The 10596-nt window shown below is 65.2% G+C and carries 10 protein-coding genes; 7 read left to right on the top strand and 3 right to left on the bottom strand.

Going from position 1 to position 10596, the window contains the following annotated elements:
- The first annotated feature begins 520 nt into the window (after positions 1-520).
- The 4 genes from ACRCSW_RS23220 to ACRCSW_RS23205 all read left to right on the top strand — a co-directional run bounded on the left by ACRCSW_RS23220 (position 521) and on the right by ACRCSW_RS23205 (position 3813).
- Positions 521-1393, top strand: a complete 873-nt coding sequence (locus tag ACRCSW_RS23220) for an ROK family protein (protein ID WP_438708022.1) — start codon at positions 521-523, stop codon at positions 1391-1393.
- Positions 1384-2094: a copper homeostasis protein CutC gene (locus ACRCSW_RS23215; RefSeq protein ID WP_438708021.1), complete on the top strand. Its 711-nt coding sequence runs from the start codon at positions 1384-1386 to the stop codon at positions 2092-2094. The genes ACRCSW_RS23220 and ACRCSW_RS23215 overlap by 10 nt, the downstream gene beginning before the upstream one ends.
- Positions 2095-2109: 15 nt before the next feature.
- Positions 2110-2883, top strand: a complete 774-nt coding sequence (locus tag ACRCSW_RS23210; protein WP_438708020.1) for a hypothetical protein — start codon at positions 2110-2112, stop codon at positions 2881-2883.
- 105 nt (positions 2884-2988) lie between these two features.
- On the top strand, positions 2989-3813 hold the full coding sequence (locus ACRCSW_RS23205) for a TolB family protein (RefSeq protein ID WP_438708019.1): 825 nt from the start codon (positions 2989-2991) through the stop codon (positions 3811-3813).
- Here the strand turns inward: ACRCSW_RS23205 and ACRCSW_RS23200 are convergent.
- Positions 3810-4244: a hypothetical protein gene (locus ACRCSW_RS23200; protein WP_438708018.1), complete on the bottom strand. Its 435-nt coding sequence runs from the start codon at positions 4242-4244 to the stop codon at positions 3810-3812. The two genes, ACRCSW_RS23205 and ACRCSW_RS23200, sit on opposite strands and share 4 nt — an antisense overlap.
- A 292-nt stretch (positions 4245-4536) precedes the next feature.
- On the opposite strand from ACRCSW_RS23200, the gene clpB reads away from it, so the two are divergent.
- Complete coding sequence (gene clpB, locus ACRCSW_RS23195) at positions 4537-7152, top strand: ATP-dependent chaperone ClpB (protein ID WP_438708017.1); 2616 nt, start codon at positions 4537-4539, stop codon at positions 7150-7152.
- A 154-nt stretch (positions 7153-7306) separates the two neighbouring features.
- On the opposite strand, the gene ACRCSW_RS23190 is transcribed toward clpB, so the two are convergent.
- On the bottom strand, positions 7307-7798 hold the full coding sequence (locus ACRCSW_RS23190; protein WP_438708016.1) for a fasciclin domain-containing protein: 492 nt from the start codon (positions 7796-7798) through the stop codon (positions 7307-7309).
- A gap of 77 nt (positions 7799-7875) precedes the next feature.
- Entirely contained in the window at positions 7876-8355 is a 480-nt protein-coding gene (locus ACRCSW_RS23185; RefSeq protein ID WP_438708015.1) for a fasciclin domain-containing protein, read from the bottom strand.
- A 276-nt stretch (positions 8356-8631) separates the two neighbouring features.
- Here ACRCSW_RS23185 and msrP point away from each other — a divergent pair, with 276 nt between their 5' ends.
- Positions 8632-9543 (top strand): protein-methionine-sulfoxide reductase catalytic subunit MsrP, encoded by a 912-nt coding sequence (msrP, locus tag ACRCSW_RS23180; protein ID WP_438708014.1) that lies wholly within the window; start codon positions 8632-8634, stop codon positions 9541-9543.
- Complete coding sequence (msrQ, locus tag ACRCSW_RS23175) at positions 9543-10151, top strand: protein-methionine-sulfoxide reductase heme-binding subunit MsrQ (protein WP_438708013.1); 609 nt, start codon at positions 9543-9545, stop codon at positions 10149-10151. The genes msrP and msrQ overlap by 1 nt, the downstream gene beginning before the upstream one ends.
- Positions 10152-10596: the final 445 nt, after the last annotated feature.

The raw sequence follows: 10596 nt of genomic DNA, 5'->3' as shown, positions 1-10596 counted from the left end.
GTTGCACGTTTCGGTCAAGCCTCTGCTTTCGGTGATGGAGCTTCTGGGGCTGGCCGAGGTCGAGCAAAACGCGCGCGGCAACCGGGCGCGGGCGCGCTGAGGAGCGGGGTTCCGGTGGCGGCCCGGTTGCTTCCATCGGGAGCGAGCCAATGACTGCGGCGGCAGCGCCCCCACCCCCGGCCCCTCCCCACGAAGGGGGAGGGGAGGTGCTGCGGCTCGCGTTGCGCGTTTCGGCCAAGCCTCTGCTTTCGGTGATGGAGCTTCTGGGCCTGGCCGAGGTCGAGCACAACGCGCGCGGCAACCGGGTGCGGTCGCGCTGAGGAGCGGGGTTCCGGCGGTGGCCTGACTGCTTCCATGACCAGCGAGCCAATGACTGCGGCGGCAGCGCCCCCCACCCCCGACCCCTCCCCACGAAGGGGGAGGGGAGGTGCTGTGGCCGGTGTTGCACGTTTCGGCCAAGCCTCTGCTTTGACACGCCTCGCCTTTTCAGTTCTGACTGACCGGGGCGACGGGAGGCATGATGATCCTGGCATTCGACATCGGCGGCAGCCGGATCAAGGCGGCAGTCTGGGGTGGGACGGGGCTGCATTCCCTGGGCGAGATGCCAACGCCGTTGGGCGACCTGCGGGCGTTTACCGACGCGATCCGGGGCTTTGTGGTGAGGAACGTAAAAGGCATCGCGATCTCGATCGCGGGGGTGGTGGACCCTGCGACCGGGGTGGGCAAGGTTGCGAATATCCCGGCGATTGACGGGTTGGCCCTTGGTCCGGCGCTGGAGGGGGCGACCGGGCTACCGGTTCTGGTTCTGAACGACGCCGATTGCTTTGCGCTGGCTGAAGCGCGGCATGGTGCGGGTCGGGGGCATCGGTCGGTGTTCGGGGTGATCCTGGGGTCGGGTGTTGGCGGCGGGCTGGTGATTGATGGGCGGGTGGTGACGGGGGCGGGCGGCTACGCGGGGGAATGGGGGCATGGGCCGGTGATCCGGGGAGAATATGCGTTCCCCTGCGGCTGCGGGCAGGTCGGATGTGTCGACATGGTCGGCAGCGCAAGGGGGCTGGAGCGGTTGCATCGGGCGCGGACGGGTGAGGCGAGCGAGGCGGAGGAGATTATCGCCGCCTGGCAGGCCGGGGAGGCAGCGGCGGGCGGGACGCTGGCCCTCTGGCGGGAGCTGGTCTCGGGGCCGTTGGCGATGGTCGTGAACGTGCTCGGGGCCGATGTGGTGCCGGTGGGCGGCGGGCTTTCCCGTGCTGTGGGGCTGGTCAGCTATCTGGACGAGGCGGTGCGGGTGCGCATCCTGCGGCGGACGCGCGGGCCGTTGCTGCTGCCGGCGGAATGCGGGGCGGACGCGGGGCTTCTGGGCGCGGCATTGGCGGGGCAGGCGGAATGGGCGTGACGCTGGAGGTTTGCGTCGACACTGCCGCGGGGCTGGCCGAGGCAGTGGCGGGCGGGGCGGACCGGATCGAGCTTTGTGCGGCGCTGGCTCTGGGCGGGCTGACGCCTTCGGTGGGGCTGATGGCCGAGGCGGCGGCTTGTGGCGTGCCGGTCATGGTGATGATCCGGCCACGGGCGGGGGACTTCGTCTGGTCCGAGGTCGAGCTTCGGATGATGGAGGCTGAGATTGCGGCCAGCCGCGCTGCCGGGCTGGCGGGTGTGGTGCTGGGGGCATCGCTGCCGGACGGGCGGCTGGATGTTGCGGCGCTGAAGCGGCTGGTGGCTGCGGCGGAGGGGCTGGACCTGACGCTCCATCGGGCAATCGATCTGACGCCGGATATGGGCGTGGCGCTGGAGGAGGCGATTGCGCTTGGGTTTCGGCGGGTGCTGACCTCGGGCGGGGAGAAGACGGCAGAGGCGGGCGCGGCGCGGATTGCGGTGCTGGTCCGGCAGGCGGCGGGGCGGATATCGGTCATGCCGGGGTCGGGGGTGAACCCGGGGAATGCGGCGATGCTGAAGGGGCTTGGCATTGCCGAGCTTCACGCGTCATGTTCGGCGGAGGTTTCGGCTGGGGGCCGGGTGGTCGAGATGGGCTTTGGTCCTGCGGTGGTGCGGCAGACATCGGCGGAAGCAGTACGGGCTTTGCGGCGGGCATTGGCCTGAAGGAAGGAAGAGGGCATGGAGATCAACTTCACCTACGACCGCCCGGAGGAGGGGCCGGGTTCCGGTCCACTGACCGTGGGCTGGTTCCTTGCTTCGGACAAGGGCGCGGTGCTTTATGATCCGCCGGAGCGGGTGTCGATCCGCCCGCCGAACCGGGCGCATGCGAAGTCGGCCAGCCGCTGTCCGGCGGTCATCCAGCTGGAAAGCCGGTATTTCATGGTGAAATGCCCGTTCGATCTCCACATCGGTTTTCAGCGCGATGACAAGGGCAAGGCGGTGCTGGTCAACCGCGCGGGGGCGGCGAGCCCGATCCGGTCGTCGAAGCTGAACGAGGTCCTGACGCTGGTCAGCGAGGCCGAGTGGCGTTTCCCGGACCGGCCGACCGTGCAGCTGCATCTGCCGTACTGTTTCATTGCGGACGAGATGGTGTACCTCTCGCAGCTCTCGGCCTTCGCGCATTACCGGGCCGATCCTTTGCCGGGAACGATCTTCGGCGGGCGGTTCCCGATCTCGGTCTGGCCGCGGCCTTTGATGTGGGCCTTTGAGTGGCATGAGCCGCAGAAGGACCTGATCCTGAAGCGGGGCGAGCCCTTGTTCTATGTGCAGTTCGAGGGGGTTGACCCGTCGCGTGCCGTGCAGGTCGTGGAGGCCGAGCGGACAGCGGAGTTGCAGGCCTATCTGGAGAGCCTGTCGGGGGTGGTGAACTATGTGAACCAGACGTTTTCGTTGTTCAAGGCGGCGGAGGCGATCCGGCCTGCGAAGCTTTTGAAGCCGAAGACGCGGGAGTGAGGCGCCCTTGGCTGGCCCTCGGGGGGTTTCACACCCCCCGGACCCCCCGTGGGATATTTGGGCAAAGATGAATGAAAATTTGATTTAAATTGAAAGGGTTGGTGGGTGAGGAGTGTCATCGAGACCTATGAGCTTGCAACGGGCGCGGTGCGCGAGGTGTTGGCTGTCGAGGGGCGGATCGAGGCGCCGAACTGGGCGCCTTCGGGGGACTGGTTGTTGGTCAATGGCGACGGGCGGCTTTACCGGGTGCCTTTGGCGACGCCGGAGTTGCAGCCGATCGACACCGGTGCGGCGATCCGGTGCAACAATGACCATGGGCTGAGCCCGGATGGGAAGACGCTGATCCTGTCCTCGCATCACGAAGGCGAAGGGTCGCAGATCTATGTGATGCCGGTCGGGGGTGGCCCGTTGCGGAAGGTCTCGCCCGAGGCGCCCAGCTGGTGGCACGGGATTTCGCCGGACGGACGGACGCTCGCCTATGTCGCGGCGCGGGAGGGGCGGCGGGTGATCGATGTCTACACGCTGGTTCCGGGGGCTGAGGAGAAGCGGCTGACCTGGGGTGAGGGGCATTGCGACGGGCCGGACTACAGCGCGGACGGCACGCGTATCTACTATAACTGCGACCGGGGCGGGCATGCTCAGATCTGGGTCATGGCGTTGGATGGCTCAAGCCAGCGGCAGCTTTTCGCGGATACCTATGTGAACTGGTTCCCGCATCCCTCGCCCGATGGCCGGCATCTGGTCTACCTCGCCTACCCGCCCGGCACGGAAGCGCATCCGGCGGACCTGGAGGTTGCGCTGGTCCTGTGCAAGCCCGACGGAACCAGCCGCCGCCGCATCCGGGAGTTCACGGGCGGGCAGGGGACGATCAACGTGCCGTCCTGGGCGCCCGATGCCCATGCGTTTGCCTACGTCCGCTATGAACCTTAAGCCGGCCTGAGACCGCTCAGCCGGCTGCCCGTGGGCTTCACCGGCTCGGGCGGGGGCAAGTCCACTGCCGACAGCATCGGCTGCAGATGGCGCGGATCGCCCCAGACCGAGATGTAGACCTCGGGCGGATAGCCATTTGACAGATGCTCGGGCACAAGGTCGATGATCCGCACGCGAAGGTCATCGCCATGGGCAAGCGACGGGGCGATGATCTCTTCGGCAACGGGGCCAAGGTGGCCCACCAGCCCTTCGCGGTGCCGGGGGATCACCCCGAACAACGGCTGCTTCAGCCGCGCGAAAACGCCTACCCGTCCGTCCGAGAGCCGGTCAAGCCAGGCGGCATCGCCGATGGCAAGGCCTGCGCGCGCCACATGGATGGCCAACCCCTCGACCGGGGCCTTGTGGATAAGGGGGAGTTTTGCGTCGCTCATGCTGAATCTTCCGCGCTTGAAGCAGTAAGCATGGGTATCCTGCAGCCCGCATTGCAAGCCGCGCATGCCCCTATCCAGAAACGCAAGCCCGATATCGCCGATCAGGCCCTTTGCCATCGGCAAGGAAAGGCCGAAATCCGCCGCCAGGGCAGGTTTTCGCGGCTTATGGTTTTTCGGCCACCGGGGATTGCAAAGCGCAGCTCTCGCGCCCAGATCAGGCGCAAGGCCCTTTGCGTTCGTGCTGGTGATCCGGGCGGCGTGTCGGGGGTGCTTAACGAGAGGAGAATGACCGATGAATTTGGAGAAATTCACGGAACGGTCGCGCGGGTTCCTTCAGGCCGCCCAGACCATAGCGATGCGGGAAAGCCACCAGCGTGTGCTGCCCGATCATCTGCTGAAGGCGCTTATGGATGACGACCAGGGCCTGGCCGCGAACCTGATCCGCAAGGCGGGCGGCTCGCCGGAGCAGGTCAATGCGGCGATCAATGCTTCGATTGCCAAGTTGCCCAAGGTCTCGGGCGGCGATGCGCAGACCTATGTCGATCCGTCGCTGGTGCGGGTGCTGGATGAAGCCGAGACGGTGGCCAAGAAGGCTGGCGACAGCTTTGTGCCGGTCGAGCGCCTGCTGACGGCGTTGGCGCTGGTCAACACCCGTGCCAAGGATGCCCTGACGGCAGGCGCGGTGACGGCGCAGGGGCTTAATGCGGCGATCAATGAGGTGCGGAAGGGGCGGACGGCGGACAGCGCTTCGTCGGAAGACACGATGGAGGCGTTGAAGAAATACGCCCGCGACCTGACCGAAGCGGCCCGCGAGGGCAAGATCGACCCGATCATTGGCCGTGACGAAGAAATCCGCCGCGCGATGCAGGTGCTTTCCCGCCGGACCAAGAACAACCCGGTGCTGATTGGCGAGCCTGGCGTCGGCAAGACCGCGATTGCGGAAGGCCTTGCGCTGCGGATCGTGAATGGCGACGTGCCGGAGAGCCTGCGCAACAAGAAGCTGATGGCTTTGGACATGGGCTCGCTGATTGCGGGGGCCAAGTACCGGGGTGAGTTCGAGGAGCGGCTGAAGGCGATCCTGAAGGAAATCGAAGCGGCAGCCGGTGAGGTGATCCTTTTCATCGACGAGATGCACACGCTGGTCGGCGCGGGCAAATCCGAAGGTGCGATGGATGCGGCGAACCTGATCAAGCCTGCCCTCGCACGGGGTGAGCTGCACTGCATTGGCGCCACGACGCTGGACGAATACCGCAAGCACGTGGAGAAGGACGCGGCTTTGGCCCGTCGCTTCCAGCCGGTGTTTGTCGAGGAGCCGACGGTCGAGGATTCGATCTCGATCCTGCGGGGGATCAAGGAGAAGTACGAGCTCCACCACGGGGTGCGGATCACCGATGCGGCCCTGGTCGCGGCGGCGACGCTTAGCCACCGTTACATCACTGACCGGTTCCTGCCGGACAAGGCCATCGACCTGATGGACGAAGCTGCCTCCCGCCTGCGGATGGAGGTGGATTCGAAGCCTGAAGAGCTGGATGCGCTCGACCGGCAGATCCTGCAGTTCCAGATCGAGGCCGAGGCCTTGAAGAAGGAGGATGACGCGGCGTCAAAGGACCGGCTGGAGAAGCTGGAGAAGGAGCTGGCCGACCTGCAGCAGAAGTCGTCAGCGCTGACGGCCAAATGGCAGGCGGAGCGGCAAAGTCTTGAGACGGCCCGAGGTTTGAAGGAACAGCTCGACCACGCAAGGGCCGAGCTGGAAGGGGCCAAGCGCGAGGGGAACTTCGCGAAGGCTGGGGAGCTGCAGTATGGCACCATCCCGGCGCTGGAGAAGGACCTTGCCGACGCCGAGGCCAAGGAAGGCCAGGCTTTGGTGGCCGAGGCTGTGCGTCCCGAGCAGATCGCCGAGGTGGTCGAACGCTGGACCGGTATCCCGACCACGAAGATGCTGGAAGGCGAGAAGGAAAAGCTTCTGAAGATGGAAGAGGCTTTGGGTGGCCGGGTCGTCGGCCAGAAGGCGGCGGTCGAGGCCGTTTCGCGTGCCGTCCGCCGGTCGCGTGCGGGGCTCTCGGACGAGAACCGGCCTTTGGGGTCGTTCCTGTTCCTGGGGCCTACAGGCGTTGGGAAGACGGAGCTGACCAAGGCCTTGGCGGAGTATCTCTTCGACGACGACAGCGCGATGGTGCGCATCGACATGTCGGAGTTCATGGAGAAGCACTCCGTCGCCCGCCTGATCGGCGCGCCTCCGGGCTATGTCGGCTATGACGAGGGCGGTGTGCTGACCGAAGCTGTGCGGCGGCGGCCCTATCAGGTCGTCCTCTTCGATGAGGTCGAAAAGGCGCATCCGGATGTGTTCAACGTGCTTCTGCAGGTGCTGGATGATGGCCGCCTGACAGATGGCCAGGGCCGGACGGTCGACTTCAAGCAGACGCTGATCATCCTGACGTCGAACCTTGGCGCGCGGGCCTTGTCCGAGCTGCCGGACGGGGTGGATGCCAGCGGGGCGAAGGCCGAAGTGATGGAAGCGGTCCGGACCCATTTCCGGCCTGAGTTCCTGAACCGTCTGGACGAGCAGATCATCTTCGACCGCTTGAACCGGTCGGATATGTCGGGGATCGTGGAAATCCAGCTGAAACGGCTGGAGGCGCGGCTTGCGGCTCGGAAGATCACACTTGAACTCGACGCCACCGCGAAGGCCTGGCTGGCCGATGAGGGCTACGACCCGGTCTTCGGCGCGCGGCCCCTGAAACGGGTGATCCAGCGGCAGCTGCAGGACCCGCTGTCGGAAATGCTGCTGGCGGGCGAGGTGCTGGACGGGTCGGTCATCCAGGTCACGGCGGGGCCGGAGGGTCTGATGATCGGCGACCGGGTGGTGCAAAGCAACCGGGAGCGGCCGCAGTCGGCTGTGGTGCACTAGGGCGCGTTGATCTGAACGAAAAAGGGGGCCGTTGCGGCCCCCTTTTTGCACTTGCATGGCTGGCGGGATTTCCTAAGAAATCCTGAATGCCAAAAGTCAAGCCATTGATGTAGATGGGTTAAAGTACCATGGGCACCGTGCCCAGACCTTACCCTCACTTCGGCAGCAGCACCATGTCGATGACGTGGATCACCCCGTTCGAGGCCGCGATATCGGCGGTCGTGACCCGCGACTTGTTGACCTTCACGCCGCTCCGCCCGTCGATATGGACCGTCTGGCCCTGAACCGTCGCCACGTCCAGCCGCTGCCCGGCCAGCTGGTCCGAGGTCACGTTGCCCGGCACGACGTGGTAGGTCAGGATCTTGACGAGCTGATCCTTGTTCTCGGGCTTCAGCAGGTTCTCGACCGTGCCCGCAGGCAGCGCCTCGAAGGCCGCATTGGTGGGCGCGAAGACGGTGAACGGGCCATCGCCCTGCAAGGTCTCGACCAGATCGGCCGCGCTGAGTGCGGCCACGAGGGTCGAGAAGTCGTCGTTCGACGACGCGATGTCGACGATATCCGGTTCAGTCTCGGCGGGAACGCATGCGGCAAGCAGCGCGGCAACAGAAACCGCACCGGCGATGCGGAAGAGAGCACGACGGTTCATATGTGTAATCCCTGTTTGGATGAGAGTGGTTTATTGTCTGAAGGGAAAGGGGGCGCCGCTGGCGCCCCCAGGCGTTATCAGCCTTCCGGCGGCATGATGACGCTGTCGATCACATGGATGACACCGTTCGACGCGGCCACATCCGGGCCCGAGATCACGGCGCCGTTCACTTTCGGCCCGCCATCCAGCGTGATGGTCACTTCGGCGCCCTGAACGGTGGCGGCCTTCATGCCTTCGGTCAGGTCGGTCGACATGACCTTACCCGACACCACGTGGTAGGTCAGGATCGCGGTCAGCTTGTCCTTGTTCTCGGGCTTCAGAAGGTCTTCCACCGTGCCCGCGGGCAGTGCCGCAAAGGCTGCGTCGGTCGGCGCGAAGACGGTGAACGGGCCTGCGCCCTTCAGCGTCTCGACCAGGCCCGCGGCTTCCAGCGCTGCAGCCAGCGTGGTGAAGTTGCCCGCGCCGACAGCAGTATCGACGATGTCTTTGTCCTGCGCGAAGGCGGGCATCGCAAAAGCGGTGGCGGCGGTCAGAGCAAGAAAGGTTCTGCGGATCATAGGTGTCACTCCCGTTTGATCGGTTTGCCGTCATTGGCGAGGGATATATGGGCCGGATGCGACAATGGATCACCCATACAAATCCGTGAGTTGCGCTTGCCTTGGCGGACATCCGCGCTAAGCCTGCGGCCTCCCGCCGATCAAATCAACTCGATGTGAAGGAACGTCATTGATCGTGACCGACGGGGCCGTGTTTCAACGCTTTGTCGCAGATGTGAGTCGGATTGCTTTGCGTTTTTCCGCCGATCGATCATCTTCCCCGCAACGGGATGGGAGATGAAAATGCGGGACATTCTGCGCTGGTCGGATGTGACACCGAAGGCTTTCTGGCTGAGTCGCCGCCAACTGATCGCGGGCGCTGCGGCGATGGTGGCCACCCCGGCGCTTGCCCGGATTGATGCGGCCCCAAGCAAGTACTCCACCGACGCCGAGCCGAACACGCTGGAAGACATCACCAGCTACAACAACTTCTACGAGTTCGGCACCGACAAGGGTGATCCGGCCCGCTATGCCGGGGGGCTGACGACAGACCCGTGGTCAGTGGTCATCGACGGGCTGGTCGACAAGCCCGGCACCTATGATCTGGCCGATGTGGTCAAGGACCAGCCCCTGGAGGAGCGCATCTACCGCTTCCGCTGCGTCGAGGCCTGGTCGATGGTCATTCCCTGGATCGGGTTCGAGCTGGCCGGCCTTCTGAACCGCGTGGGCGTACAGCCCGGCGCGAAGTTCGTGGCGTTCGAGACGCTGGTCCGGCCCGAGGAGATGCCCGGGCAGTCCTCGCCTTTCATCGAATGGCCGTACCGCGAAGGGCTGCGGCTGGATGAGGCGATGCATCCGCTGACGATCCTTGCGACCGGGCTTTATGGCGAGCCGATGCCGAACCAGAACGGCGCGCCGATCCGGCTGGTGGTGCCGTGGAAGTACGGATTCAAGTCGATCAAGTCGATCGTGCGGATCTCTCTGGTCGACAAGATGCCGCCGACGACCTGGAACATGCTGCAGCCAAGCGAGTATGGCTTCTATTCCAACGTGAACCCGAACGTGGACCACCCGCGCTGGAGCCAGGCCTCGGAGCGGAGGATCGGCGCGGGGCTGTTTGGCGGCCGCCAGGACACGCTGATGTTCAACGGCTATGAGGCCGAGGTCGCCAGCCTTTACGCCGAGCAGGATCTCGCGGTGGATTTCTGATGGACCGGCTGAACAGCTACGCCCGCCGGGTACCGACCTGGGTGGTCTATCTTGGCGGTCTGGTGCCCCTGGCATTTCTGGTCTGGGGCGCGGTCGCGGATGGGCTTGGGGTCGACCCGGTCAGGGCGATCGAGCATCGCCTGGGCGAGCTGGGCTTGCAGTTCCTTCTCGCCTCGCTGGCGGTCACGCCTTTGCGGCGGGTGGGGCTGAACCTGATCAGGTTCCGGCGCGCGCTGGGGCTTCTGGCCTTCGCCTATGTCTCGTTGCATCTTGTGGCCTGGGTCTGGCTCGACATGGGTCTGCGCTGGTCCGAAGTCGTGGCCGATCTCTGGAAGCGGCCCTACGTGATTCTGGGCATGGTCGGGTTCCTGGCGCTGACGCCGCTTGCCCTGACCTCGACCAATGCGGCGATCAGGGCGATGGGGCCGGTCGCGTGGCGGCGGCTGCATCGCCTTGCCTATGTGGCGATCCTGGCGGGCATTCTGCATTTCATGCTTCTATCGAAGGTCTGGACCGGCGAGGTGCTGGTCTACGCGGGCCTCGCCCTGGCGCTTCTTGCGGTGCGCCTGGTGCCGATGACAGCAAACCGGCCCCGCGCAGCTGCCTGAGCCGTCTCTGGTCGGCTGGCGGGGCAAGAAAATTTCGGCGTTCGGGCCCCGTCGGCGGGTTTTCTTGCGCCAACCCCAAGATTTTGCGGCATTTTCCACAGCGTGGAAAAAAATTGCGGATAACTTCCTTTTCCCTCTTGCGGGCGCCGCGCCGCCTCCGTAAATACCCCTCCACCGAAGCAGAGATGCGACGGTGACGGGACGGACCGAAGGCCAAGGCCGAAGGGAAGCCCCGGAAAATCTGAAGACAAGGCGCGCAGGGATACGCCAGGTAGCTGGCGGATCGCACGTTTTTTGTCTGACGATCGCTCTTTGACATTGATGGATATTGAAGGGATATGCGGGCGGTTTGGGCGCATCGGCGTCTGATTGTTTGCATATCGGCTCACTAGGGAAGCACCGCGAGGTGTGGACCGATGATGTGAGTGTCAGCTTCACTACTTGT

It is taken from the genome of Tabrizicola sp., assembly GCF_051645465.1.
In the GTDB taxonomy this organism is placed as follows: Bacteria; Pseudomonadota; Alphaproteobacteria; order Rhodobacterales; family Rhodobacteraceae; genus Tabrizicola.
Note: the sequence above shows the minus strand (reverse complement) of the source record. Positions and strands in the feature narration are given on the sequence as shown.

Excerpts from the sequence above, each read along its gene's own strand:
- ACRCSW_RS23220 (WP_438708022.1), top strand. The coding sequence starts at position 521 with ATGATCCTGGCATTCGACATCGGCGGCAGCCGGATCAAGGCGGCAGTC.
- ACRCSW_RS23215 (WP_438708021.1), top strand. The coding sequence starts at position 1,384 with ATGGGCGTGACGCTGGAGGTTTGCGTCGACACTGCCGCGGGGCTGGCC.
- ACRCSW_RS23210 (WP_438708020.1), top strand. The coding sequence starts at position 2,110 with ATGGAGATCAACTTCACCTACGACCGCCCGGAGGAGGGGCCGGGTTCC.
- ACRCSW_RS23200 (WP_438708018.1), bottom strand. The coding sequence starts at position 4,244 with ATGAGCGACGCAAAACTCCCCCTTATCCACAAGGCCCCGGTCGAGGGG.
- clpB (WP_438708017.1), top strand. The coding sequence starts at position 4,537 with ATGAATTTGGAGAAATTCACGGAACGGTCGCGCGGGTTCCTTCAGGCC.
- ACRCSW_RS23190 (WP_438708016.1), bottom strand. The coding sequence starts at position 7,798 with ATGAACCGTCGTGCTCTCTTCCGCATCGCCGGTGCGGTTTCTGTTGCC.
- ACRCSW_RS23185 (WP_438708015.1), bottom strand. The coding sequence starts at position 8,355 with ATGATCCGCAGAACCTTTCTTGCTCTGACCGCCGCCACCGCTTTTGCG.
- msrP (WP_438708014.1), top strand. The coding sequence starts at position 8,632 with ATGAAAATGCGGGACATTCTGCGCTGGTCGGATGTGACACCGAAGGCT.
- msrQ (WP_438708013.1), top strand. The coding sequence starts at position 9,543 with ATGGACCGGCTGAACAGCTACGCCCGCCGGGTACCGACCTGGGTGGTC.